20 protein-coding genes are annotated in these 26164 nt (G+C 70.7%); 3 read left to right on the top strand and 17 right to left on the bottom strand.

Going from position 1 to position 26164, the window contains the following annotated elements; genetic code table 11:
- Positions 1-80: 80 nt before the first annotated feature.
- The 8 genes from I596_RS01610 to ahpC form a co-directional block, all read right to left on the bottom strand.
- On the bottom strand, positions 81-581 hold the full coding sequence (locus tag I596_RS01610; protein WP_067643216.1) for a Cif family virulence factor: 501 nt from the start codon (positions 579-581) through the stop codon (positions 81-83).
- A 165-nt stretch (positions 582-746) separates the two neighbouring features.
- A complete protein-coding gene (gene arr / locus I596_RS01605) occupies positions 747-1148 on the bottom strand; it encodes an NAD(+)--rifampin ADP-ribosyltransferase (RefSeq protein WP_067643213.1) in 402 nt (133 codons plus the stop codon).
- A gap of 410 nt (positions 1149-1558) precedes the next feature.
- The gene (locus tag I596_RS01600; protein WP_067643211.1) at positions 1559-1930 is read right to left on the bottom strand and encodes a DoxX family protein; all 372 of its coding nucleotides are present in this window, start codon (positions 1928-1930) and stop codon (positions 1559-1561) included.
- 98 nt (positions 1931-2028) lie between these two features.
- A complete protein-coding gene (locus I596_RS01595) occupies positions 2029-2379 on the bottom strand; it encodes a VOC family protein (RefSeq protein WP_190278961.1) in 351 nt (116 codons plus the stop codon).
- A 121-nt stretch (positions 2380-2500) separates the two neighbouring features.
- The gene (locus I596_RS01590; protein ID WP_067643206.1) at positions 2501-2851 is read right to left on the bottom strand and encodes a DUF2200 domain-containing protein; all 351 of its coding nucleotides are present in this window, start codon (positions 2849-2851) and stop codon (positions 2501-2503) included.
- Positions 2852-2945: 94 nt separating this feature from the next.
- The gene (locus tag I596_RS18345; protein ID WP_150131964.1) at positions 2946-3236 is read right to left on the bottom strand and encodes a hypothetical protein; all 291 of its coding nucleotides are present in this window, start codon (positions 3234-3236) and stop codon (positions 2946-2948) included.
- 770 nt (positions 3237-4006) lie between these two features.
- The gene (ahpF, locus tag I596_RS01585) at positions 4007-5581 is read right to left on the bottom strand and encodes an alkyl hydroperoxide reductase subunit F (protein WP_067643203.1); all 1575 of its coding nucleotides are present in this window, start codon (positions 5579-5581) and stop codon (positions 4007-4009) included.
- 191 nt (positions 5582-5772) lie between these two features.
- Complete coding sequence (gene ahpC / locus I596_RS01580) at positions 5773-6336, bottom strand: alkyl hydroperoxide reductase subunit C (protein WP_067643200.1); 564 nt, start codon at positions 6334-6336, stop codon at positions 5773-5775.
- A 140-nt stretch (positions 6337-6476) separates the two neighbouring features.
- Between ahpC and epmA the strand changes: the two genes are divergently transcribed.
- The gene (gene epmA / locus I596_RS01575; protein ID WP_223303894.1) at positions 6477-7436 is read left to right on the top strand and encodes an EF-P lysine aminoacylase EpmA; all 960 of its coding nucleotides are present in this window, start codon (positions 6477-6479) and stop codon (positions 7434-7436) included.
- 13 nt (positions 7437-7449) lie between these two features.
- On the opposite strand, the gene I596_RS01570 is transcribed toward epmA, so the two are convergent.
- Entirely contained in the window at positions 7450-8625 is a 1176-nt protein-coding gene (locus I596_RS01570; protein ID WP_067643194.1) for an MFS transporter, read from the bottom strand.
- A gap of 296 nt (positions 8626-8921) precedes the next feature.
- Here I596_RS01570 and I596_RS01565 point away from each other — a divergent pair, with 296 nt between their 5' ends.
- Entirely contained in the window at positions 8922-11336 is a 2415-nt protein-coding gene (locus I596_RS01565; protein ID WP_083965290.1) for an ADOP family duplicated permease, read from the top strand.
- 50 nt (positions 11337-11386) lie between these two features.
- Here the strand turns inward: I596_RS01565 and I596_RS01560 are convergent, their stop codons facing one another.
- The 3 genes from I596_RS01560 to I596_RS01550 all read right to left on the bottom strand — a co-directional run bounded on the left by I596_RS01560 (position 11387) and on the right by I596_RS01550 (position 14847).
- Positions 11387-12061 (bottom strand): DUF2238 domain-containing protein, encoded by a 675-nt coding sequence (locus tag I596_RS01560; RefSeq protein ID WP_067643191.1) that lies wholly within the window; start codon positions 12059-12061, stop codon positions 11387-11389.
- Between the two features lie 196 nt (positions 12062-12257).
- The gene (locus tag I596_RS01555) at positions 12258-13514 is read right to left on the bottom strand and encodes a hypothetical protein (protein WP_067651270.1); all 1257 of its coding nucleotides are present in this window, start codon (positions 13512-13514) and stop codon (positions 12258-12260) included.
- Positions 13504-14847: a sensor histidine kinase gene (locus I596_RS01550; RefSeq protein WP_067643188.1), complete on the bottom strand. Its 1344-nt coding sequence runs from the start codon at positions 14845-14847 to the stop codon at positions 13504-13506. The genes I596_RS01555 and I596_RS01550 overlap by 11 nt, the downstream gene beginning before the upstream one ends.
- A gap of 179 nt (positions 14848-15026) precedes the next feature.
- Between I596_RS01550 and I596_RS01545 the strand changes: the two genes are divergently transcribed.
- Positions 15027-15704, top strand: coding sequence for a hypothetical protein (locus I596_RS01545; RefSeq protein WP_150131963.1), 678 nt, complete (start codon positions 15027-15029; stop codon positions 15702-15704).
- A 43-nt stretch (positions 15705-15747) separates the two neighbouring features.
- On the opposite strand, the gene I596_RS01540 is transcribed toward I596_RS01545, so the two are convergent.
- From I596_RS01540 to I596_RS01520, 5 genes are all read right to left on the bottom strand, one after another.
- Positions 15748-17151, bottom strand: coding sequence for a sigma-54-dependent transcriptional regulator (locus I596_RS01540; RefSeq protein ID WP_067643184.1), 1404 nt, complete (start codon positions 17149-17151; stop codon positions 15748-15750).
- A gap of 107 nt (positions 17152-17258) precedes the next feature.
- Entirely contained in the window at positions 17259-19655 is a 2397-nt protein-coding gene (locus tag I596_RS01535; protein ID WP_067643182.1) for an ABC transporter permease, read from the bottom strand.
- Entirely contained in the window at positions 19652-20344 is a 693-nt protein-coding gene (locus tag I596_RS01530) for an ABC transporter ATP-binding protein (protein ID WP_067643179.1), read from the bottom strand. The genes I596_RS01535 and I596_RS01530 overlap by 4 nt, the downstream gene beginning before the upstream one ends.
- A 181-nt stretch (positions 20345-20525) precedes the next feature.
- Entirely contained in the window at positions 20526-22943 is a 2418-nt protein-coding gene (locus I596_RS01525; protein ID WP_067643177.1) for an ADOP family duplicated permease, read from the bottom strand.
- 557 nt (positions 22944-23500) lie between these two features.
- Positions 23501-25903 (bottom strand): ABC transporter permease, encoded by a 2403-nt coding sequence (locus tag I596_RS01520; protein WP_067643174.1) that lies wholly within the window; start codon positions 25901-25903, stop codon positions 23501-23503.
- Positions 25904-26164 lie beyond the last annotated feature (261 nt).

The raw sequence follows: 26164 nt of genomic DNA, 5'->3' as shown, positions 1-26164 counted from the left end.
GACACCCTCGTCCGTTATGTGGGAACCACCTGCCCGCGACCCGGACCGCCCCGGAAGGCGGCAATCGCCTGGGCGAACCGTCAGGCAATGCATTGGCCGGACCTCCCGCTTCCGAGGGGAATGGGCAGCCCGTGCTTCTCCACGTGGTAGTACAGCGACAGGATCTTCCACCGCGCGCCGTCCTTGTACAGCTGGATGCTGTTGACGCCGACGAAGTCCGCGGCCTTCGCAGCCTTGTCCGTCCTCGATTCGACGACGCTGTAGGCCACCGCAAAGCGGTCGTAGGCCTGGACCACGCGATGCACCTCGCACTCGTAGAAGCCCTTCTCGTTGACGCGCTGGTTGGCCTCGAGGAAATCGGCAACGGCCGAACGCCGTACCGCGGGTTGGCCGTCCTTGTATCGGCCGCCAAAGATCACGGCATCCTCGTGAAAGAGCTGCCGAAGCGCTGCGGCATCCGCACTGGCCCCCGGATCGTTGGACAACGCGCGCCATAGCGCGGACACGGCCGCCTCCGGCGTCTTCTCGACAGCGCGTGCATGGAGGGGCAGCACAAGTAGCAGAAACAAGAGAAACCGCATGCGTGGCTCCTTACTGGGGTTGCGCTTGGGCGGGCGTGACACGGGCTGTCCCCAGCCTGGACCGGTCACAAGACCATCGACCGTGATCGTCCGGCCGCAGCGCGGCATGCGCTGCCGGGCGGACCCGCCACACGGTATCGCCCCGTGCCGGGGGCCGGATCCTGCTCATTCCTCGGTGGCCTCGATCCCACGCTGCCCGAGGCTTTCGAGGTGAGCGTGCATTTCCTCGATCCGGTCCGGCGAATGTCCCTTCCACTCCGCCACCTCGCCGATGACGCGGAAGGGGTCGCGGGAACGGTAGGACTTCGTAGGATTCCCGGGAAATCGCCGGTTCGTCAGGTTCGGATCATCTTCGATCGCTCCGGTGGGTTCGACGATGTAGATCCTGCCGCGCCCCGTGCCAACGGCCAGCTCGGCACCCCAGGTGGCGGCATCCAATGTGGCGGTCAGGTAGACGAACGCCGCCTGCTTCCTCCGGCCATAGTTGGAGGCATAGCCCGGCTGGATCAGGTCACCGATCTTCAGCTCGGCCTTGGTGCCGTGGTAGTAGGTCTGCGCATCGGTCATCGCATCGCTCCGATTTCCTGCCTTTTCGACAAGCCGGCGATGCTGCATCACGCGCGGGACCTTGCCGCAAGCCCCCTGCGGGCGTATAAATTCGTCGTGGGGAGGCGCACGGCGCCTCCCTTTTTTGTTGCCGGTCGCGCCAACCGCCACGCTCACGAGAATCACCGGGCTGGCTGGCCGCGGTGACCTGATTGCCGCTGCCCAGCGTCCGCCCGCACCGCGTCACGGCGCAAGCCCCGCCGCGACCTGCCCCGAGCGCGCTCGGCTACGTCAAAGCCCGTCGCGCCCCGGTTGATCGTCCACCGACGTCCATGCCGGCAACGCTGCGCCGCAACGGCGACCCCGCGCGAACAGCCAGAAGGCCCTCGCCAAGGCCAGGCGCCCCCCAAGCGGACCCGGGGGCCCGCCGGTCAGACGATCGGCCTGAGAACCCACCGACCGTAGGCGACAAAGGCCATCACGAGGCCCAGCACGCCACTCAGGATCAGCGGCGTCACCTCGTGGTACTTGACGTGTACCCAGACGAAGACAAGGCTTTCGAGCGCCAGAAGGACGGCGGCCAGGATGGTCAGGTTCGGTCGCCACGGGAGCGCGGCCGGAACGATGAGCCCGATGGTGCACACGAGCTCCAGGACGCCCAGCGCCATCCAGGCTTCCAGCGGCAATGCGCCGAAGGACGGGACGTCCTGACTGATCGTTTCGAACAGGAACACCTTCATGACGCCCGACGATCCGTACAGGAGCGCGCCGAGGATCTGCAGAACCCACAACAGTACGTTCATCGCGTGTCCTTCGGCGCGTACGCCAGCCCGGCAGGGAGTATCCCAAGCCCTCGGATGCCCGTCACGTCTCATCCCTTCCGAGCACCGACTTGCACCCGTTACTGCACAAAGATGAGCAAAACACCGCAGGGATCCCAGACGTGGAGAACCCATGAACCATCGACGGCCTCCGGGGGCTCGAAGCGGACAGTGGAGAAGCCGCCGTTGTTCACAACGTCCCGCGCTCGCTGATGCCAGACCTCGATGTCCTCGACATCCAGCACGAACATGAAGTTCTCCGCCCACTCCTTGACGTAGTAGTCCTGCAGGCGGAAGCGATGGCCATTGAGCTCGAAGTCGGCGGTGCCGCCCCAACCCTCCGACATGCTGAAACCGAGCGCTTGATAGAAGCGCTTCGACTCCTCGAAGTCCTTGGCTGGCACGTAGGCCTTGAGGTCACGGATGCTCAAGGGAACCTCCATTGGCGCCTGGCGCCCGAACTACGTCACGCCGCCAAGCGGCAGCGGCCTGGATGAATTGTCCACACGCCTACATGCAAGCACGAGCCGCCCGCAGGCGAGGCCGAACGTGTCATCGCATGATCTTCTCCAGCGCCTTCCCTTTTGCGAGCTCATCGATCAGCTTGTCCAGATACCGCGCGTTCCGCACCAGAGGATCTTCGATTTCTTCTACACGTACACCGCACACCACACCCTTGATGAGCGAGCTGTTCGGATGAATTGCCGGAGCCTCGGCGAAAAAGGTCTGGAAGTCGCTTTCCTTCTCTATCTGCCGCTGCAATCCCGCCTTGGTATAGCCGGTCAACCAGCAGATGACCTGATCAACTTCTTCCCTGGTGCGGTTCTTGCGTTCCGCTTTCTCGACATACAGCGGATACACCTTCGAGAATTTGATCGTGGGAATACGATAGTCGTTCTTCATCGGCCCTCCGTCAGGTCGAAGTACGCGCGCTGCTTCTTGCGTATCAATGTCCGATCACGCCACGCCACGAAACAGCGCCATCCTGAATGAATGGTCAGACGGTGACCCATCCTTGGGTAAACACTAGTACGGCGAGCAGGCAAGCAAACCATGCACCACAAGCCAAAAACCAATAGCTTGCTGGTGCAGCCCCAAGTGCAGCGGGATAAAGGGCCGCCAGGAACGCAGGAACGGCAGTAATGGCTCGAACCAATAGGATGTCAGGCACGATCCATGAAACGAGGCCGGCAATGAACGGCTCAAGAGCCATGAGGGCAAAAGGGAGCCAGTAGCGCCGGAGCGCGACTGCCAGTGGAACGGCTGGGCCGTCGTCAAAGAAACCCATTGCCGCCCCACCAGAAGCATCACCTCAAATCCGAGGTAGTACCGGATGCTCAGCCTACTGTGGTACTGCGTCAAGTCGATGTCCTACATGAGAATGCGCAGTACACCGGGGCGCACCTGCTTGCCGAGCGCGATGGCAAACCCTGCCTGATTGCCTGCGGCATTGTAGAAGGCGCGGCAGCTGACGGATTGCCTCAGCCCGTGAGGGCGGTGGTTTCGGGTTCGGCTCAAGCGGTCGCTAGGAGGGAGCATCCCGAAGCATGGCCAGCCATTCCATCGCGGACCGCACTGTAAGCGGCCGCGTCGACACCGGGTTGGCCAGCTCGTTGATCGCAGCGCCGCTCAGGGAACCATTATTCCAGTCAATGTCGTCCCGACATTCGATCGCGTTCGCCCATCCCTCAACGTCCGTTGCGCTTAGTTCTTCGCATAGAAAGCGCTCCAGTATCGATATGACGTGAGACGACCTCAACGAAACCAAGGCTTGGTCGCAATCCCACGGATAGGTTGCCAGGCCCAAGGCGATCTCGGAGGCTGGCCGCGCCAAGCACATAAGTTCTTCGAGCAGGAGCTTGCGCACGGATTCAGCGGTCAGCACTGGAAAGCATCATCTTGCCAAGCAGCGACGGCGCCCAAGGGCATTCGGGTTCCTCCGCTCAGTTCAGGCACTGGATCGACAGGCGCGGTTCCGCAAAGAGAACGCGCCCACAAGGGCACGTTCGTATGCGTGACTCAAAGAGGAGCCCGCCTGTGTGCGCAGGCGCGTTCGTATCACGCCGCCTTCGCCTGATCCGTCACCGGCGCGCTGCTGCGGATCAGGTAGTCGAACGCGCTCAGCGCCGCCTTGGATCCTTCGCCCATCGCGATGACGATCTGCTTGTACGGCACCGTGGTGCAGTCGCCGGCGGCATAGACGCCGGGAACCGAGGTCTGGCCGCGGTCGTCGACGATGATCTCGCCGCGCGGGGAGAGGTCCACCACGCCCTTGAGCCATTCGGTGTTCGGCAGCAGGCCGATCTGCACGAAGATGCCTTCCAGCGAGACCGTGTGCGCGTCACCGCTCGGGCGGTCCTTGTAGACCAGGCCGGTGACCTTCTGGCCGTCGCCGAGCACTTCGGTGGTCTGCGCGGAGACGATCACGGTGACGTTGGGCAGGCTGCGCAGCTTGCGCTGCAGGACCTCGTCGGCGCGCAGCTGGCTGTCGAACTCGATCAGCGTGACGTGGCTGACGATGCCGGCGAGATCGATCGCGGCCTCGACGCCGGAATTGCCGCCACCGATGACCGCGACGCGCTTGCCCTTGAACAGCGGGCCGTCGCAGTGCGGGCAGTAGGCCACACCCTTGTTGCGGTACTCGTTCTCACCGGGCACGTTCATCTGGCGCCAGCGTGCACCGGTGGAAAGGATCACCGTGCGCGACTTCAGCGACGCACCGCTGGCCAGCCTGACCTCGACCAGCTCGCCGGGCACCAGCTGCTCGGCGCGCTGCAGGTTCATGATGTCCACTTCGTACTGGCGCACGTGCTGCTCCAGCTGGGCGGCGAGCTTGGGGCCTTCGGTTTCCTGCACGGAGATGAAGTTCTCGATGCCCATGGTGTCGAGCACCTGGCCGCCGAAGCGCTCGGCGGCGACACCGGTGATGATGCCCTTGCGCGCGGCGTAGATCGCCGCGGCGGCACCGGCCGGGCCGCCACCGACGACGAGCACGTCGAAGGCCGGCTTGGCGGCGATCTTCCGGGCCTCGCGCTCGACCGCGCCGGTGTCGAGCTTCGCGACGATCTCCTCGACGCCCATGCGCCCTTGCGCGAAGGTCTCGCCGTTCAGGAACACGGTCGGTACCGACATCACTTGGCGGCGGTCGACCTCGTCCTGGAACAGCGCGCCGTCGATGGCCACATGCTGGATCTTCGGGTTCAGCACGGCCATCAGGTTGAGCGCCTGGACCACGTCCGGGCAGTTCTGGCAGCTGAGCGAAAAATACGTCTCGAAGCGGTACTCGCCGTCGAGGTTCCTGACCTGCTCGATGACGTCCTGCGCCAACTTGGACGGATGGCCGCCCACCTGCAGCAGGGCCAGCACCAGCGAGGTGAATTCATGGCCCATCGGGATGCCGGCGAAGCGCAGGCTGATGTCGCCGCCGGGCCGGTTGATCGCGAAGGACGGCGTGCGTTCGCCGCCGCGGTGCTCGACCAGGGTGATCTTGTCCGACAGCGTGACGATGTCCTGCAGCAGGCCCTGCATCTCGCGCGACTTCTCGCTGTCGTCGAGGGCGGCCACGATCTCGATCGGCTGCGTGACCCGCTCGAGGTAGGCCTTCAACTGGGTTTTGAGATCGGCGTCCAACATGGGCTGTGCTCCGGTTGCGTGCGCTGATGTCGCGCAATCGATGAAGGCGTATCCGCCGCGAAGCCGCAGGGCGAGACCGCCGGGTGTCCGGGAATCGGGGCCGCCGCCCCGGCGTTGCGGGACGGCGGCGGTGTCGCGAAAAACACCCCGTGGCTGGCGATGGCTGGCTATCGGGGGGAGAGGAAAACCGCTTAGATCTTGCCGACGAGGTCGAGCGAGGGCTTGAGCGTCTGGGCGCCTTCCTGCCACTTGGCCGGGCACACTTCACCCGGGTGGGAGGCGACGTACTGGGCGGCCTTGACCTTGCGCAGGAGCTCCGACGCGTCGCGGCCGATGCCGTTGTCGTGGATCTCCAGCACCTTGATCTCGCCTTCCGGGTTGATGACGAAGGTGCCGCGCAGCGCCAGGCCTTCCTCTTCGATCAGCACCTCGAAGTTGCGGGCGAGCGTGGCGGTCGGGTCGCCGACCAGCGGATACTGGACCTTCTTGATCGCCTCGGAGGTGTCGTGCCAGGCCTTGTGCGCGAAATGCGTGTCGGTCGAGACGCCGTAGACCTCGACGCCCAGCTTCTGGAACTCGGCATAGTTGTCGGCCAGGTCTTCCAGCTCCGTCGGGCAGACGAACGTGAAATCGGCCGGGTAGAACACCACGACGGACCACTTGCCCTTCAGGGTGGCGTCGGTGACTTCCACGAACTTGCCGTTGTGGTAAGCCTGCGCCTTGAACGGCTTGATGACGGTGTTGATCAAAGACATGGTGGGTTCCTTCGGTTGGGTGAAAACGCGTTGCATGGTAGTGCAGCGGTGTTGCACAGCAAAATTGATTGATGGGATTGCGATGATTGATGCTGCCTATGGGATGGACCGGCCAGCCGGGACGCTGCGGAGCGGCCGGCGTGGCTGAGGCCGGACGCCGTGCCGCCCTGCTGCTGCGGGCCGCGCTGTACCACCGGGTACGGGCGTTCTTCGCCGAGCGCGGCGTGCTGGAGGTCGAGACGCCGATCCTCTCCGAGGCCGGCAACACCGAACCCAACATCGAGAGCTTCACCGCCGCTTTCAATGGCCCGGTGCAGGCGCGGCCGGGGCCACGCTGGCTGCGCACCTCGCCGGAGTACCCGCTCAAGCGCCTGCTGGCCGCCGGCGTCGGCGACTGCTACGAGCTCGGCCGCGTGTTCCGCAACGGCGAGGCCGGCCGCCGCCACAACCCGGAATTCACGATGCTCGAGTGGTACCGGGTCGGCTGGGACCACCTGGCGCTGATCGAGGAGACCGTCGCCCTGGTGCAGGCGGCGCTCGGCCTGGTCGATCGCGCGGCGACGGTGCGTTCGGTCACCTACCGGCAGCTCTTCGTCGATGCGCTGGCGCTGGACCCGTTCACGGCGTCGATCGACGACCTCGGCGTGCCGCTGGCCGGCTTCGGCATCCGCGGCGAGGGCCTCACGCGCGACGACTGGCTGGACCTGCTGATCACGCACCGCATCCAGCCGGCGTTCGCGCCGGACGCGATCACCGTGGTCCGCGACTGGCCGGCCAGCCAGTGCGCGCTGGCGCGCATCCGGCCGGGCGCGCCGCCGGTGGCCGAGCGCTTCGAGCTGTACCTCGGGCAGCAGGAACTGGCCAACGGCTACCACGAGCTGACCGACCCGGCCGAGCAGCGTGCGCGTTTCGAGCAGGACCATGCGCGCCGGCGCGCCCGCGGCCAGTTCGAGCCGCCGATCGACGAGCGGCTGCTGGCGGTGCTGGACGACCTGCCGCCGTGCGCCGGCGTCGCGCTCGGCGTGGAGCGGCTGCTGATGGCCCTGGCCGGCACCGACGACATCCGCGACGTGCTGGCCTTCGCGTTCGCCGACGCCTGAGCGCCGGGCCGGTTCAGGCGCCGGCCCGGCCCGGCCGCAACCAGACCGCGGCGATGGCCGCGGCCGCGAAGGCGACGCCACCGGCCAGCAGGAAGGCGGTCTCGCCGCCGGCGAGGCGCCAGACCTGGCCGGACAGCAGCGCGCCGAGCACGCCGCCGACACCGGAGGAAAAGCCGTAGAACACGCCCTGCCCGTGACCGTTCATGGCGCCGGGGAAGAACACCGCCAGGAACTGCATGCTGGCGGCGAAGAAGCCGGCGAAGCTGAGCGCGTGCAGCGCCTGCGCGAACGCCATCAGGGCGATGCTCTCGGGCCACAGCGCGGTCAGCGTCCAGCGCACGCCGGAGGCGAGCACGGCGGCCATCAGCATCGCCGCCGCCGACCAGCGCGCGAAGAACCGCGCCGAGAGGAAGAACACGGCGATCTCCAGCAGCACGCCGATCATCCAGAAGAGGCCGAGCGAGGACGCGCGGTAGCCGTGGGCGTCCAGGTAGATCGAATAGAACGTGTTGTACGGCCCGAACGACAGCTGCACCAGCAGCGCCACCACGAAGAACGCCACCACCTGCGGCCGCCGCAGGCGCACCCAGAAACCGTCCTCGCCGTCGCCGGCCGGCCGCCCGACCAGCGCCGGGCCGTAGTCGTTGGCGAACGCCGCCGCCAGCAGCCCGGCGAACAGCGGCAGCATCAGCCACGGCAGCCAGTCGATCGCGACATGGTCGAACACCAGGCCGAGCGCGCCGACCACGGCGATGAAGCCGATCGAGCCCCAGACGCGGATGCGGCCGTAGCGTTCGGGACGGCCGGCCAGGTGCGAGAGCGTCAACGCCTCGAACTGCGGCATCACCGCGTTGTAGGCGAAGCAGAACACCACCATCGTCGCGAACAGCGCCGCGAAGTCCAGCCGCACCACGAACACCGCGAAGCTGGCCAGCGTCAGCGCACAGCCGATGCGCAACCAGCGCACCGGCCGTTGCGCGCGCGCCGCCAGCACGCCCCAGGCGCTCGGCGCGACCGTGCGCGTGGCGTACCACAGGCTCATCAGCACGCTGATGGTGGCCACGTCCATGCCGCGCGCCTTCAGGAACAGGCCCCAGTACGGATTGAACGCCCCGAGTGCGGCGTAGTAGGCGAAATAGAAGCTGGACAGGCGAAACGCCGGAACCGGCGCAGCGGGAACGGACGACATGCGCGCAGTGTAGGGGGTGGCGTCGCCGAACGGGGCCGCCGCACGCCGGCGCGCGGCGCCTGCCTCGTCCCGGGCCGAACGCGGCCCGCATCCGGACCCGCGAACACCCGGCGTCCACGGACGGACGGCGCTGTCCGTCAACGGACGCCCGCCGCGCGGCGGGCCGCCGCATCCGCCTGCAACGCGTTGATCGGCCGGGCGGCCGGCACCGCGCCGCCCTGGCATGCTCCTTGGAAGACCTACGGCGACGCACCGTGCCCGCCGCACGCTGCGGCCCGTATCCTCCCGGAGCTGCCATGAACCTGACGATCCTCCTGACCGAGCTGCGCCGCAGCGTCCGCGCCAGCACCCGCCGGCCGGGCTTCGTCGGCCTGGCGACACTGACGCTGGCGCTGGGCATCGGCGCCTGCGCGGCGGTGTTCGCATTGGTCGAGGCGATCGTGCTGAGGCCGCCGCCGTATCCGCAGCCCGACCGGCTCGTCGTGCTGAGCCAGAACTACGGTGCCGGCAACTGGTCGGCGCTGTCGCCACAGCAGTACCGCCTGCTGGGCGACCTGCCCGGCGTCGTCAGCGTCGGCAGCCATTTCGTTCCCAAGGACGTCAACGTGGCCGGCGGCGGCGAGCCGCAGCTGGTCACCGCCTGGCCAGCCGACGCCGGCCTGCTGCCGACGCTGGGCGTGAACCTCGTCCATGGCCGCAATTTCACCGCCGAGGAAGACCGCCCGGGCGGTGCCGCGGCGGTGGTGCTGGGCCATGCGTTCTGGCAGCGGCAGTTCAACGGCGACCCGGCCGTGGTCGGGCGCACGCTGACGATCGACGGCGTCGCCACGCCGATCGTCGGCGTGCTGCCGGCGGCGTTCCGCCTGCAAGGCACGCCCGACCTGCTGCTGCCGCTGGCGCTGCCGGCGACCACGCGCGACAACGGCACCAACCTGAGCGTCATCGCGCGCCTGGCCGAAGGCAATACGGTGGCCGCGGCCGACGGCGCGCTCGACGTCCGCCTCCAAGCCCATGCCAAGGAACTGGGCTTCGGCGAGAACCAGCGTCCCAACTTCGCGGCGACCGCGCTGGCCGCCAACATGGGTGCGGCGGCGTGGCCGATCCTGTCGTTGTTCTTCGCCTGCGCGCTGTGCGTGCTGCTGCTGGTGACGGTCAACCTGTCCAACCTGATGCTGATGCGCGCGGTCGCCCGCAGCCACGACAGCGCGGTGCGGGCCGCGCTCGGCGCGTCCGGCCGCCAGATCGGCCTGCCGGCGCTGGCCGAGGGCCTGCTGGTCGGCGCGCTCGGCGCGACGGCGGGCCTGGCACTGGCTGCCGGCGCGCTGCGGCTGGGCCGCGCCTGGCTGCCGCCGGAATGGCTGCCCACGGATGCGGCGCTGTTCGGACCCAGCGTCTGGCTCTTCGCGTTCGCCGCGGGCCTGGGCGTCGCCGCACTGTCGGCCGCGTTCGGCGCGTGGCGCGCGCGCGGCGCCGCCGCGGTGCACGAGCTGGTCGCCGGCGCGCGCACCGGCCCCAGCCGCGGATCGAACCGCCTCGGCCGCTCGCTGGTCGTCGCACAGGCGGCGCTCGCCACCGTGCTGCTGGCCTCGGCCGCCCTGCTCAGTCACTCGCTGCTCAAGCTCAACCGCGTGGACCTGGGCTTCGACGCGGCCGGCGTGCTGGTGTTCCGCCTCAACCCGTCGCCGGGCCTGTACCCTGACGCAGCGGCGGTGGAGGACTTCTCGCGTCGCCTGCTCGACCGCCTGCGCGCCGAGCCCGGCGTGCGGCAGGCGGCGCTGACCACCAACCTGCCGATCGCCTCGCAGCTCAACCTGCCGGTGCGCATCGGCGAGGACACCGAGGTCTCCTCGATGCAGTTCCGCGCCGTCAGCCCGGCCGCGTTCGCCACCTTCGACGTCCCGCTGCTGGCGGGCCGCGACTTCGATGACGGCGACCGCGCCGGCAGCGAGCCGGTCGCGATCGTCAGCGCCGCCTTCGCGCGGCAGTACTTCGGTGGCGATGCGCTCGGCAAGTCGCTGCGGCTGGAGCTGGGACCGAACATGCCGAGCCTGCGCATCGTCGGCGTGACCGGTGACGTGCGCCAGTTCGGGCCGCAGGAGGACGTACCGCCGATCGTCCACGTGCCGCTGGCGCAGCTGTCCGACGACGTGCTGGGCATGCTGCGCCAGTTCATCCCGCTCAATGCCGCGATCCGCGTCGACGGCGATCCGGCCGCGTTCGCCGAGCGCAGCCGCGCGGCACTGCGCGAGGTGGCGCCCCAGCAGGGCCTGGCCGCGCTGCGGCTGCTCGAGCGCGACGTCGCCGACGCCACCGCGGGCCAGCGCATGAACGCGGTGCTGATCGGCCTCTTCGCCGGCGTCGCCCTGTTGCTGGCCGGCGTCGGCCTGTACTCGGTCACCGCCGTGGCGGTCGCCACGCGCCGGCGCGAATACGGCGTGCGCGCCGCGCTCGGCGCCGCGCCACTGCGGCTGATGCGCGGCGTGGTCGACGGCGGCCTGCGCGACGTCGGCCTGGGCCTGGTGATCGGCCTGGCGGCGGCCGTCGGCGCCAGCCGGCTGCTGGAGCGCTTCCTGTTCGACACCGGTCCGGCCGACCCGCTGGCCTTGGGTGCCACGGTGGCCGCGCTGTTCGTCGCCGGGCTGCTGGCGACGGTGCTGCCGGCCCTGCGCGCCGCGCGGCAGTCGCCGATGCAGGCCCTGCGCAGCGAGTAGCGGGCGGCGGCCGGCCCCGCGCCAGCGATAGGCCCGCCGGCAGCGCCGGCCTATCGCGCCGGCACGGGTGCCGCCTGCGCCCCGCCGCGACGGCGCCACAGCCATACCGGCAAGGCCAGCAGCGAGCCGAGCGTCGCCAGCGCCATGTCCTTCTGTGCATCCCAGACGTCGCCCTGGGTGCCGAGGTAGGCCTCGCCGAGCGCACCGCCGAACGCGCTCGCGGCAGCCCATTCGATCAGCTCGTAGGCCACCGCGTGCGACATCATGAAGGTCAGCGGCAGCACGAAGCGCCAGCCGCCGCGCAGCGGCACGCGACCGACGAGGACCTCGGCCGCGACCGGCGTGACCAGCAGGCCATAGAGGAAATGCACCAGCCGGTCGTACGGGTTGCGCTGGAAGCCGAACAGCGCATCGAGCGAGCGCCCGCCGCTCAACGCGCCGAACCATGCCTCGTACGGCACCTGCGAATAGGTGTAGTGCGCGCCGATCTCGTGGAACAGGCCGAACGCGAACAACAGCGTGTAGGCCAGGTTCGACAGCGGCCGCCCGCGCCGTGCGTCCGCGATCAGCCAGGCGAGCGCGACGACGACCAGGGCGTTCTCGAGCAGCCAGTCCTCGCGCGAAAGCGGCGCGATGCCGAGCACGACGAACACCGCCGCGAACAGCGCGAGCAGGCTCAGCCGATAGTGCGCGCTCGGCGCGTGCGCAGGACCGCGTTCCGCCATCGCCCTTCCCCTTCAGCGTCGCGCTCGCGCGCAGCGGCGCGATGATGCCTCAAGCGCACCGCGCGCGGCGGACGCCAAGTCCGACCTCTCGCCGCGCCTCGGCAGGCCCACCGCCATCGCTGACGCGCCGGGCCGTCGCGCGAAACCAGACCGGGACGGAGGCCCGGCCCGGCCGCCTCGTCCGAAGCACGGGTATTCAGCCTTCGCGCAGCGTGAACGGATTGAAGCGGCGCGCGGCCAGTACCAGCCACGCCGTCGCACCCAGGTGCGGCCGGCGGTAGTAGCGGAAATCGTCGGTCGTGCTGTCCGGGCCGATCGCCAGGCCCGTCGTGATCGACGGACGATCGGTCGCGTCGAGGTAGCCCGAGGCGCTGCGCACCGGCGGCAGCTCGGCATAGGCGATGCGCGCCTCGCGACTGCGGCCGGCGCGGCGGTAGACCAGGATCGCCTGCGCGGTGCCCTCGCTCCAGATGCCGTCGCGATCGGCGTTGAAGTCGAAGCCACCGCGCACGCCGTGCATGCGCTCGGCGAACGCCAGTGCGCGCCACCATTCGGCCGGCGCGTCGGCCAGCAGCAGCGGCCACAGCTGCGCGTCGAGACCGGACGTGGACTCGTTCGGCGTGATGCCGTCGGCCTGGGTGCCGACGCGGAAGCGGCCCTGCGCCGCATCCCATTGCGCGGCGACGAAGCGCCGCGCCTGGTCCGCATGCGTGCGCCAGCGCTCGGCGTCGGCACCGCGCGCCAGCAGGCCGAACACCGCGGCCAGATCGACGTTGTGCTCGGTCGATTTCCAGGTGAGGCGCTGCGGGGCGGCGTCGAAGCCGTGCACGCCGCCGGTGAAGCCGCCGTCCCCACGCGCATCGCCGGTATGGGCGAGCGCCCACTCGGCCAGGCGCACGGCGGCGGCCCGCCACAACGGGTCGTCGTCGCGCGCAGCCATCGCCAGCATCGCCAGCGCGGTCCAGGCGACATTGCCGGTGGCGGTGCCCATCTGGTGTGCGTCCTCCACCCAGCGGCCCTGCGCGGCATCCCACCAGCCGTTCGGCAACGGTACGCCCTCGCCTTCCACCGGACCGGCCCGGTAGGCATTGCGCAGGCGCGCTTCGCCCATCGCTGCCGCGCGCAGCGCCAGCGCGATGCGCCGTGCCTGCCGCGGACGCTCACAGGCGGTCAGCGCGAGGACGGACAAGGCGTTGTCGTAGCCGAAGGCGACGGTGACCAGCGCCGGCTCGTCCGCGGACGGCTCGCCGGGCGCGACCGGGTCGTAGCTGCGCAACAGCAGCGGCCCGTCGCCGGGGACCGCATCGACCTGTGCCGCGATCGCGCGGCAGGCGGCACGGCCGCCGGCCAGCAGGGCCGCCGATCGTGGCGCCGCGGAGGCCAGCACCGGCAGCAGCACCAGCAGCGTCGCCAGCACGATCCGGACGCCTCGGCAGCGACGCTCAGGACGCATGCGCCGCACCCTCCAGCGGAAGGCGCAGCCGCGCGACGCAGCCGCGCGCATCACTGCGGTTCTCCAGGCTCAACGTACCGCCGTGCGCCTCGACGATCTGCCGGGCCAGCACCAGGCCGATGCCGGAACCGCCGGGCTTGGTCGTGAAGAACGGCACGAACAGGTTGCGGCTCGGCGGCAGGCCGGGGCCTTCGTCGAGGATCTCCACCCGGACCTGGTCACCCTCGACGTACCAGCGCAACGCGACCGCGCGACCGATGCCGAGCGTGGCGTCGACCGCGTTCTGCACCAGGTTGATCAGCGCCTGCTCGATCTGGTCCGGATCGATCGTCAGCTGCACCGCAGGCCCCGGGGCGATGTCGACGGCGATGCGCTGTTCCAGCCGTGCCACGCGCTGGACCAGCTCGTCGAACGCGACCGGCCGCGGGCTCGGCGGCGGCAGCCGCGCCAGCGAGGTGTAGCGGCCGATGAAGCGCGACAGCGACTCGGCGCGGTCGCTGACGATCGCCAGGCCGCTGGCGGCGTCCTCACGCCAATCCTCCGGCAGCGGATCGTGGGCGAGGATCTTCGCCAGCGTCGCGGTCATCGAACGGATCGGTGTCAGCGAGTTGTTGAGTTCGTGGCCGAGCACGCGCAGCAGGCGCTGCCAGGCCAGGCGCTCCTCCTCGCGCAGCGCGCGGCTGAGATCGCTGATGACGATGAGGTCGTGCGGGCGGCCATCGTCGCGGAAGCGCGCATGGCGCACCTCCCAGCGGCCGCTCGCCCCCGGGAAGCTGCGCTCGACCAGGCCCACGCCCGGCATGTCGATGTACTCGGCCAGGCCGAGCGACCTCGCCGGCCGCCCGTCGAGCCGGCTGAACTCGGCACCCAGCAGGCGCTCGCCGGCGGCATTGGCGAGCTTGAGGAAACCGTCGCCGTCGAACGCGAACACCGCGATGTCCAGCGTCTCGATGACCTTGCTGAGCAGCGCGCTCTTCTCCTCGACGGCCAGCCGCTGGCTGCGCAGCGTGTCGGCCAGCGCATTGATCTCCCAGACCACCTCGCCCACCGCGTCGCCGCGCCGCGCCCGCGCGCCGCGCAGGCTGTAGTCGCCCTCGCGCAGCGCTTCGAGCAGGTTGGAGAGCGTCTGCAGCGGGTAGATCGCCCGGCGTCTCACCTCGGCCGCCAGCGCCAGCGTGACCGCGGCGACACCGGTCCACGCCAGCACCGCGATCACCGGTGTCAGCAGGTAGCCGAAGGCGACGGCCAGGGCGGCCAGGGCCGGTACCGTCGCCAGCAGCGTCGCCAGCAGCGTGCGGGTCTCGTAGCGCCAGCGGGACGGCGACGGGGTCACGTACGCCGCTCCGGGCCAGCAGCAGGGCGTGAAGATGGCTGTTCGAGCAGACACGATCCAGGCATACGCATTCCCGCGCCATCTGCATCATCATGTGCGACACGGAGCCGCGCCTCGAGCGCCGGCACATCGGCCATGGAGAACGCGTGATGCGACCGATCTGGATAGGAGTCCTGGCGTTGGCCATCGCTCTGCTTAGCGGCGCCGGGAGCGCGACGACGCAGCTTCCAGAGCGCGTCATCATCGATGGCGAGACCGCATGGATCGAGCTTGCAACGCCCTTGGCTGCGTACTGGAACGCCGAGCCCGACAGGTTCGCAGCGGTTCGCCGAGGCATCAGGTCTACCGCACTCTATCGCGGCTACAGAGGTACCTGGGAAATAGCCGGCGGAAGGCTGTGGCTGCGCAAGATCGAGATCGACGTCGAACACAGCACCGATGGAAAGATCATCGCTCGCGACGTGATACGCGAGGTATTCCCTTCGGGAATCGACCCTGTCGCTTCCTGGTACTCCGGGACGCTGATCATTCCACGGGGGCCGATCGCCCGCTTCGACCGTATCGAGCAGGAGGCGCTCTTCGAGCGCTACACCCTGATACGCATTGCCGACGGCAGGGTGGAGCGACGTCTGGACATGGAGGGCGAGGCCTTCGTGACGTATCGCGAGGCCCAGTTCCAAGCCTTCAAGCGAACACGAGCCTACCAGCAAGCCTTCGAGAAGGCCCGCGAACGGACGGTCGATCAGATGATCGACCCGCAACTTTTCGACTCCCAAGTCGACAGCTACCTCACTCTGAACGACCCGCCTGCCGTGCCGGCCACCACCGGTCCGGCCAAATCTCGCTCCGATCGTTGACGACCCATACCACCGGAGACTGGTCTGGCACAGCACCACGGCGTCATTGGATCCCGTACTTTTCCATGCGCCGGTACAACGCCGGCCGGCTGAGGCCCAGCAGCGCGGCGGCGCGCTGGATGTTGCCGCCGGTGGACTGCAGGGCGTCGCGCACCATCTGTTCCTCGGCCTGCTCGATCGTGCCGGCCGGCGCGGCGCCGCCGTTGCCCGCCGGCGGTAACGCCGCGGCCAGGCTGGCGCCGGAGTGCTGGCCGGCCTGCAGGCCCAGTGCATCGGTGTCGATGACGCTGCCGGCGCTCATCAGCACCGCGCGCTCGATCGCATGCGACAGCTCGCGCACGTTGCCCGGCCAGGCATAGTCCGACAGCGCCGACAGCGCCGAGGGCGCGAACCGCAGGCCGTCGCGGTTGTAGCGGCGCACGAAACGGTCGAGGAACGCCTGCGCCAGCAGCGGCACGTCCTCGCCGCGCTCGCGCAGCGGCGGCAGGCGCAGTTCCACGGTGTTGAGCCGGAACAGCAGGTCCTTGCGGAACACGCCACGGGCGACGTCGTCGGCCAGGTCGGCATTGGTGGCCGAGATCAGCCGTACGTCGACTTTCAGCGTGCGCGAGGAACCGACCCGCTCCAGCTCGCCGTCCTCCAGCACGCGCAGCAGCTTGGGCTGCTGCGCCGGCGGGATGTTGGCGATCTCGTCGAGGAACAGGGTGCCGCCGTCGGCCAGCTCGAAGCGGCCGATGCGGTCGCTCTTGGCGTCGGTGAACGCGCCGCGCACGTGGCCGAACATCTCCGCCTCGAACACCGACTCGGGAATGCCGCCCATGTTGACCTTCACCAGCGGCCTCGCCGCGCGCCGCGAGCGCGCATGCAGGCGCCGCGCGATCACCCCCTTGCCGGTGCCGTTCTCGCCGAGGATCAGCACGTTGGCGTCGGTCGGCGCGACCCGGTCGAGCTGGTCCAGCAGGTGGCGCATCGGCAACGACTCGGCGATGAAGCCGCCGTCCTCGTCGCCGCGCAGGATCTCGTTCTCGCGCTTGAGGCGCGCGGTCTCGCCGCGCGACTGCGCCAGCGCCAGCTGGTTGCGCAGCACGGTCAGCAGGCGCTGGTTGTCCCACGGCTTCTCGATGAAGTCGTTGGCGCCGGCGCGCATCGCCTGCACGACCAGGTCGATGCTGCCCCAGGCGGTCATCGCGACGACCGGGATCGCCGCATCGAGCTTGCGGATCGCCGCGATCAGCTCCAGGCCCTCCTGGCCGGACGTGGTATCGCGCGTGTAGTTGAGGTCCATCAGCACCAGCGCCGGCGCTTCCTTGCCGAGCTGCTCGAGCACCTCGCCGGGGCTGCCGGCGCGCACGGTCGGGATGCCTTCGCCCTTGAGCAGCAGGCGCAGCGACTCGAGCACGTCGGCCTGGTCGTCGGCGATGAGGATGGGCGGTCGTTCACGGGACACGGGCAGACTCCATTGGACAGATGCGCAGCGGTGCACGCCCGGCGCACACGCCGGCCGAGGATCGCCCGGCGCGGCCCGGGCGGCAAGTCCGGCGGCGGGTGGCCGGGTCAGTCACTGCGCAGCGCCAGCATCGGATCGGATGCGGCGGCGCGCCGCGCCGGCGACAGCGTGGCCAGCGTGACGGCGACCAGCAGGCCGGCACCGACCGCCGCGGCGGCCAGCCAGCGCCACGGCGTGGCGCCGTACAGGCTGGCGTCGACCAGGCCGGCCACGCCCCAGGCCGCGGCGAGGCCGGCCAGCGCGCCGAACAGGCCGATGCCCACGCCCTCGCCGACCACGCCGCGCGCCAGGCGCGCAGGCGCCGCACCGAGCGCGCTGCGCACGGCGTACTCGCGCTGGCGCACCGCCAGCAGGAACGAAAGCACCACTACGGTGCCCATCAGTGCCAGGACGACCGCGAGCACCGCGAAGACGCGGAACGCCGCCTCGGCCAGGTTGAGGCCGGCCACCGATTCCTGCGCACGGTCGGCCAGCCGCACCGTGTCGAACAGCGGCACGCGCGGGTCGACGCCGGCCGCCGCCCGTGCGAGCACGTCGGCCGCCGGCACGCGGCCGTCGCGGCCGCTGGCCAGCACGACGAACGCCGCCGGCAGCGCCGGATCCTGCGCGTGCGGGATGAATACCAGCCGCTCGGGCTCGGCCAGGGCGCCGCCGTAGCGGATGTCGTCGAGCACGCCGACGATGCGGCGCGCCGGCGCCTCGGCATCGCTGGCCAGGCTCAGCGTGCGGCCGAGCACGTCGTCGGTGCCCCAGACCTGCAGCGCCAGCGCGCGGCTGACCACGGCCACCGGCGGCGCATTCGCACCGTCGCGCGCGTCGTCCAGGTAGCGGCCATGCAGCAGGCCCAGGCCGAGCACGTCGGGTACCGGGCCCAGGCTGCTGCTGAGGCCTACGCTCAGTTCCTGCGGCCCGCCGGCGAGATCCGCGCGCAGCGCGGTCTGGCGGCGGTAGCGCTGGAACGGGGCGGCGTCGACGAAGGCGGCGTCGGCGACGCCCGGCTCGGCGCGCAGCGCCTCGCGCAGCCGCTCGGCAAACTGGCGCCGCGCAGCCGGGTCCGGATAGGCCGCCTGCGGCAGCGTCAGCCGCGTGGAGGCGACGCCGTCCACGCGCATGCCGAGCGCACGCGCGCGGATGTCCGCGGTGCCGGCACCGACGCAGAACGCCAGCACGCCGACCACGGTGGCCGCCGCGACCTGCAGTGCGGCCAGGCCGCGCACGCCGCGCAGAACACCCGCGCCGGCGCCGGTGCGCGCACTGGTGCGCACGGCGGCCTGCGCGTCGATGCGGCGCAAGCGCGGCCACTGCGACAGCGTCATCAGCGCCGCGCAGCCGACCACCATCAGCGGCATCCAGCGCAGCGAAGCGCCGGCGTAGACGAACCGTCCTTCCAGCTCACGCGGGATCCAGTCGGCCGAGATCATGCCGACGATGCGCTCGAACACGCCGCCGCCGAGCGCCCAGCCGAGGCCGACGCCGACGGCGGCCAGCAACAAGTTGGTCGCGAACGCATCGGCGTAGAGCCGCCGCGAGGTCGCGCCGAGCGCCAGGCGCACGGCCAGCTGCGGCTCGGTCACCACCTGGCGGATGTTGATCAGGGTCGCCACGTTGGCCAGCACCACCAGCAGCATCAGCAGCGAGGCGACCACCAGCAGGCCGACCGCCGGGCGCATCGGCCCCATCACCGCATCGATCACGTACTCGCCGGTGATCGTCCAGCCCGGCAGGTAGCGCGAGGCCGGCGCGGCGGCCACCAGGCGCTGGCTGAGCGTCGCCAGCGCGCCGCGCAGCGACGGCAGGTCGGTGCCGGGCTTGAAACGCACGTTGACCACGTAGGGCCGTGCCGCGTCCTGGTCCGTGTCCAGGTCGCTCGCATGCGGCACCCACAAATCGCCGCCCATGAAGTGGAACCGGTCGGGCATCACGCCGACCACCGTGTAGACCGCGTCCTCGACGCGCAGCGCGCGCCCGAGCACGGCCGGATCGCCACCGAAATGCGACTGCCACAGCGCGTGCGAGATCACCGTGGTCGGCGAGCCGGCGCGATCCTCGTCGGCCAGGAAACGGCCCAGCGCGGGCGCGACGCCGGTCACCGTGCGCGCCGACGGCTGGGTCTGCACCATCAGCATGCGCGTCGGGTAGCCGTCCGGGCCTTCGAGCGCCACCGGCCGGCCGCGGCTGGCCACCAGCTGCTCGAACAGCGCGCTGTCGCGCAGCGTGCGGAACTCCTCGGCGCTGAAGCCGTAGAGGCTGCGCGTGTCGGCGGCGGCGCGGTGGGTCAGCACGCCCAGCCGGACCGAGTCGTAGGTCCACGGCGAGACGAAGAAGTTGTGCGCCAGCGCGAGCGCCGCCAGCACCACGGCGACGGTGACGGCCAGCGTCGCCACCGTGACCGCGTTCGCTGCGCGGTGCTTCCAGGCCGCGCGCAGCAGATGACCCGGGTTCATGCGGCGCGCTTCCCGTCGCCGGCGGTCTCGCTCTCGATCCAGCCGTCGCGCAACCGGACGATGCGCTGGGCTTCCTTCGCGTAGTCCTCGTTGTGGGTGACCTGGACGATCGTGTTGCCCTGGCGGTGCAGCTCGTGCAGCAGGTCCATGATCATGCGGGCCTGGCTCGAATGCAGCGCGCCGGTCGGCTCGTCGGCGAGCAGCAACTTGGGCTTGGTGATGACCGCGCGCGCCACCGCCACCAGCTGCTGCTGGCCGCCGGAGAGCTGGCTGGGGTAGAGGTCCTTCTTGCCGACGATCTGGAAGCGGTCGAGCAGGTCGGCCACCTGCGCGGCGCGCTCCTTGGCCGGGATGTCGCGGTACTGCAGCGGCAGGTCCAGGTTCTCCCAGACCTTCAGGTCGTCGATCAGGTGGTAGTGCTGGAAGATGAAGCCGATCTTCTCGCGCTGCAGCGCCTGGCGCTGCTTGGGATTGAGCGCGTCGACGGCGACGCCGTCGAGCGCGTAGCCGCCCTGCCAGTCGTGGTCCATCAGGCCCAGCACGTTGAGCAGCGAGCTCTTGCCGGCGCCGGACGGCCCCATCACGCTGACGAACTCGCCCGGCGCGATGTCCAGGCGGATGTTGCGCAGCACCCAGGTGCGGCCACCGGCCAGCGGGAAGGATTTTTCGACGTTCTCGAGATGGATCATCGCAGGCTCCAAAGTGAATGGCAGGCGGCTTCTCGACCGCCTGCCGGTGCGATCCAGCAAGGATCGCTCCGGAAACGATTGCGCAGGCGATCGATTCGGGGAGGAGGTGCGCAAGCTCGGCTTGCGCCGTTCGATCGAGCGACGGGCCGGAGCGCGCTTCTCGACATTCGGGTAAAGGCGTTCATTCGTTGCGCAGCGCCACCGCCGGATCGGTCGCCGCCGCGCGGCGCGCCGGCCACAGGCAGGCGAGCAGGCCGATGCCGCCCAGCACCAGGGCGACCGCGGCGAGCGTGGGCAGGTCGAACGTGCCGACGTGGTACAGCCGCGCCGACAGCAGCCGCGCGAACAGCCACGACAGCGGCAGGCCGAGCACCACGCCGGCGCCGACCAGCAGCAGCCCCTGCGCGAGCACCTGGCGCAGCACGTTGCCGGCGCGCGCGCCGAGCGCCATGCGCACGCCGAACTCGGGCACGCGCTGGCGCACCGCGTAGGCGAGGACCGCATAGAGACCGACCGCCGCCAGCAGCAGCGCGGTCACGCCGAGCAGGCCGAGCAAGGCATTGAGGCGGGTGCGGTCCTTCAGCGTGTCGGCGACGCGATCACCGAGCGTGACGATCGGGCCGAGCGCATCCTTCGGCGCGATTTCCTCGCCGAGCGCCTTCAGCGGCCCGACCAGCGCGGCCGGATCGACCGTCGTGCGCACCGCCATCGCCGCATAGGGCGGCGCCGCGACCGGCCGGTAGATCGCCACGCGATCGGCGACCTCGTCGAGCGAACGCTGCTTGAGCGTCGGCACGACGCCGATGATCGCGACGTCAATATCCGGCTGATCCGGGCCGACACCGATCTTGAAGCGCTGCCCGAGCGGATCGGCCTCGCCGAAGTGCCGCTTCACGAACTGCTCGTCGACGACGGCGACCGGCGCGCCGGCGCGCACCTCCTCGGGGCTGAACGCACGGCCGCGCAGGATCGGGATGCCGAGCGCGGTGAAGTAGCCGGCGTCGACCTTCTGGTCGTAGCCGATCGGCTGGTCCTTGGCGTCTTCGTTGCCGGGCGCCGTGTAGCTGGTCGTGGCGATGCTGTGGCCGAACGGGATCATGCTGCCGAGACCGGCGGCGGCGACGCCGGGCAGCGCGCGCGTGCGCTCGGCCATCTCGGTCAGGCGCGCGGCGCGCAGCTCGGGCGCGGCACCGGCCGGCACCAGGTCGGACAGGGCCACGTACAGCAGGTGGTCGCGGCGGAAGCCGACGTCCTCGGCGAGCAGGTTCTGCGTGCTGCGCAACAGCACGCCGATGCCGAACAGCAGCGCGACCGTCAGCGCCACCTGCGCGACGACGAGCGACTTGCGCGCGGTCTGCGCCGCGCCGCCGGCCGTATGGCGCGAACCGCCGCGGCGGATCATGTCGTTGAGATTGCCCCGCTGGACCGCCAGCCCGGCGAGCGCGAGCACGACACACAGCGCGAACGCGAGCGCGGCCAGGAGCAGCAGCGTCGGCGCATCGATGCCGATTGCCTGCGGCGTCCCGGTCGGCAGCAGGTCGAAGTGCCGCAGCAGCGCCAAGCCGGCCGGCAGCAAGGCGCAGCCGAGCGCGACGCCGGTCGCGCACAGGACCGCCGCCTCGATCATCGCGATGCGCGCGCGCTGCCACGGCGTCGCGCCGAGCGCGGCCGTCACCGCCGACTCCTGGCGGCGCCCCAGCGCACGTGCCAGGAACAGGTTGACGACGTTGGCGCCGGTGACCAGCCACACCATCGACACCGCCAGCAGCATCAGCAGCAGCGCGTCGCGCCGTTCGCCGGTCCACAGCGCGCGGATCGGCCTGACCTGCAGCTTGAGGCTGTCGCCGAAGGCGCCGTCGAGTTCCGGCATCGCCTTGGTGATGCCGTTGAGCTCGTCCCCGACCGGTCCGATATCGCTGCCGCTGCGCATCCGCGCCAGCGCCAGCGTGCCGTCGAAGCTGCCGGCGCGCGAACGCGAGCGCTCGTCGGCGCTGAAACCGAGCGGCATCCATAGGCGGATCTCGCTGGTCGGAAAGACGAAGCCCTGCGGCAGCACGCCGATCACGCGGTAGTCCTGGTCTTCCAGCCGCAATGCGCGGCCGATCGCATCCTCGGCGCCGCCGTAGCGCTTCTGCCATTCGTCCCAGGACAGCACGACGCTACGCGCGGCGCCCTCGGCGACATCCTCGGCACCGAACAGGCGGCCGAGCGCCGGCTGCACGCCGAGCAGGCCGAACGCCTGCGGCTCGACCAGGGCGGCATCGAGCGAACCCATGCGGCGGCCGGTCTCGTCGCGCAGCACGACGTTCTTCTCGCGCCAGGCCGCGATGCCGTCGATACCGCGCGCGGCCTGCACGATCTCTTCGCGCAGCGGCGTCGACAGGCCGACGTCGAACGGGATGCCGAGCACGCGCGACTCCACCAGCACCAGGCGGTCGGCCTGCGGATACGGCAGCGGCTTGAAGAGCAGGCCGTAGACCACGCTGAACACGCAGGCCAGCGCGCCGAAGGCGAGGCCGAGCAGCAGCACCGACAGGGCGCTGAAGCCGGGCGCGCGCGACAGGCGGCGGAAGGTCTGGCGGAAGTCGGACGGGGTCATGGCATCTCCGGAAAAGCGGTGGGACCGTGAACGGTCGAGGCGAGGGCGCGATCGCCGCTGCGGCGGCCCCCGGTTCGGGTCGGACCTGCCATGGGCAGCGAGGCGGACGCGCTCATGCCCGCGACCGTTGCGGGCACGCGGACCCGCGGCGGCGGGCGCCCGCGAAGCGACACGAAAGCGGAGGTCGGGACCATCGGCACGGCAGGACGGGAACAAGAGGTGACGCTCCCAGTCTGGCACAGAGCATGCCAGCCACACGGCATCACCATCATGCTGTTTCTTCTAGGTTTTCCTGCGAAAGCACCGGACCGACCTGTCCGCTTTCGGTCAGGTTGCGGATCGGATGCGGACACCGCGCAGGAAACGCCCCATCGGCGCCTGTGCGCGCCACCCGTCCGGCCACCTGCACACGCCTGCCGAATCCCCGGCGCCTGCCGGCGGACCGTCATCGCCGCGCGCCGGCGTGGCGGACCCGCACCGGCGTCCGCGCTGGACAGCCGGCCTCCCCTGCGGATCGCCAGGGATCGCGGCCGGCTATCGAAACGCGGGCGCCCGGTTCATTCCTGCCGCAGCGCGACGATCGGATCGGTGCCGGCGGCACGGCGCGCCGGCAGGTAGCAGGCCAGCGCGGCGATTGCACCGACCAGCGCCAGGGCCGCCGCCCAGGTCGCCGGGTCGCTGAACGCCAGCCCGTGCAGGCGGTCGGCCAGCAGCCGCGCCAGCGGCAGGCCGGCCAGGAGACCGAGCAGCGCGCCCAGCGCGATCAGCCGGCCGCCCTGACGCATCACCAGGCCGCGTACGCGGGCCGAGGAGGCGCCGAGCGCCATGCGCACGCCCAGTTCCGCGGTGCGGCGGCGGACCGCGAAGCTCAGTACCGCCGCCAGTCCCAGTGCGGCCAGGGCCAGCGTCAACAATGCGAAGGTGCCGAGCGCGGCCAGCAGCGACCGCTGTGCGGCCAGCGTCTCGCCGACCAGCGCGGCCAGCGGCCGGTTGACGCCGACGTCGCTGCCCGGCGCGATCGCCTGCACGCGCTGGCGTACGGTCTCGGCGAACGCCGCGACATCGCCCTGCACGCGCGTGACCAGCCAGAAGATCGGCAGCGGTGCCTCGGCGACCTGGTACACCGTCGGCAGGTTGGCCTCCTCGTCCAGGCGCTCGTGCTTGACCGTGCGGGCGACCCCGACGATGCGCGCCGGGCGCGTCGTGCCCTGATTGTCGACCGGCACGTCGACATAGGCGCCGATCGGATCGACGCCGGGCAGGTAGCGCCGTGCCCAGAGTTCGTCGACCAGGACCGGGCTGTTCTCGCCGAGGTCCGCCGGCTCGAACTCGCGGCCGGCCACCAGGCCGATGCCGAGTGCCGAGAAGTAGCCCGGGCCGACCTGGCGCGCCCGCGCCTGCAGCGTGTCGGGCCGGCCCGGCGTGCGGAAGCCGGACACCGTTTCCCACTGGCTGAACGGCGGCGCCGTGGCGATCGCCACCTGCTGCACGCCGGGCAGGCCGGCGACGTCGGCCCGCAAGGCCTCGACCACCGGCTTGAGGCGCTCGTAGTCGGTCGCCGGATCGTAGCGGCCGCCGCTGATGCTGACGGCGGCCGGATCGACGACGGTCAGCAGCACGCCGGTCGCGTCGAAGCCGCGGTCCACCTGCATCAGGTTGACCGCGCTGCGCAGCAGCAGCCCCGAGCCGCCGAGCAGGATCGTCGTCAGCATGACCTGGGCGACGATCATCGCCGGCCGCACGCGGCCGAGGCCGCCGACGCCGGCACGTGCCGACAGGCGCACCGCGCCACGCGACACCAGCGCCGCGACCAGGCCGCTGCCGAGCGCCAGGGCGGCGACCAGCGCGCCGGCGACGACCGCGGCGAAGCCGAAGCCGGCGCCCTGCGGCAGGTCGGCCGGCAGCAGTTCGTAGTGCCGGGCCAGGTTCAGCCCGAACGGCGTCAGCGCCAGGCCGACGGCGAGTCCGGCCAGCACCGGCGGCGCCAGGTCGGCGACGATACCGCGCGTGATCGTCCGCTCGTCGGCGCCCACCGCGCGGCGGATGTCGAACTCGCGGGCACGCCCGAGCAGGCGATCGAGGTTGAGGTTGACCAGATTCGCCGCGACCACGACCAGCAGCAACAGCGCCGCCAGTTGCAGCAGCGCCAGCGCCCGCCAGTGGGAGACGGCGAAGCGGTCGCGCCAGGCCCGCGCATCGGCACGCATACCGGCGTTCTGCAGCAGGCCCGCCACGCTCGTGTCGGCGACGAAGAGCGCCTGCAGGCGCTCGCCGGCCTGGGCGACGCCCACGCCGGGCGCCAGCCGCGCCACGACGTCGAGATCGCCGACGTTGCCGCCGTCGGACTGCGCGCGCTCGGCCGCATTCATGACATACGGGCGCCACGCATCGACCGAGGCGTCCGGGAACACGAAGCCGGGCGGCATCACGCCGATGACCGTGTAGGTGCGCTCGTCGAAGCGCACCTCGCGGCCGATCACGCCCGGATCGCCGCCGAACTTGGCGCGCCAGGCCGTATCGGACAACACCACCACCGCGTCCGGGCCGTCGCGCAGGTCGTCGGTCGCGAACAGGCGCCCCAGCGCCGGCGTCACGCCCAGCACGCTGCCGAGATCCGCCGTGGTCCGGGCGATGCGCCAGCGCTCGCCGTCGACGTCCTTGCGCAGTTGCTGGGCCACGCGGTAGCCGAGCGCCCCGGCGAAATGCGCGGTATCCGCGGCGACGTGCTCGCGCAGCCGCTCGGTCAGCCCGACCGTGAAGCCGAACTTGACCAGGTCGGCGCGCAGCTCGACCAGGCGGTCGGCCTCGGCATACGGCAGCGCCTTCCAGCGCAGCGCGTGGATCGCGGTGAACGCGGTCGCGTTGACGACGACGACGATGGCGACCAGCACGGCCACCATCAGCGCGAACCAGGGCGAGCGGAACGCGCGGCGCAGCGGCTGCAGGAAGGGGGATGGCATGGTCGGTATCCGGATCGGGACGTGAACGCTCCGCGGGCAGCAGGGAACGTGCCAGTCGGCGCGGGCTTCTACCGCATTGTATTGAAAGGCCTTTCCGGGTCCGCCCGCCGCAGTCCCAGCCGATTCGTCCAGATCCGGACAGCCCCGGCCCCGATTTCGTACACCGGACCGGATGCGGCGGCGTTGATCGCCCCCTGGGATAGCCCCGAAACCGGTCGTGGGCTCGTCCGGCGTCACCGCGCGCGGCCCATGTCCGAAATC

Source organism: Dokdonella koreensis DS-123 (assembly GCF_001632775.1).
GTDB classification, from domain to species: domain Bacteria; phylum Pseudomonadota; class Gammaproteobacteria; order Xanthomonadales; family Rhodanobacteraceae; genus Dokdonella; species Dokdonella koreensis.
This window is presented reverse-complemented; position numbering and strand designations above follow the sequence as displayed.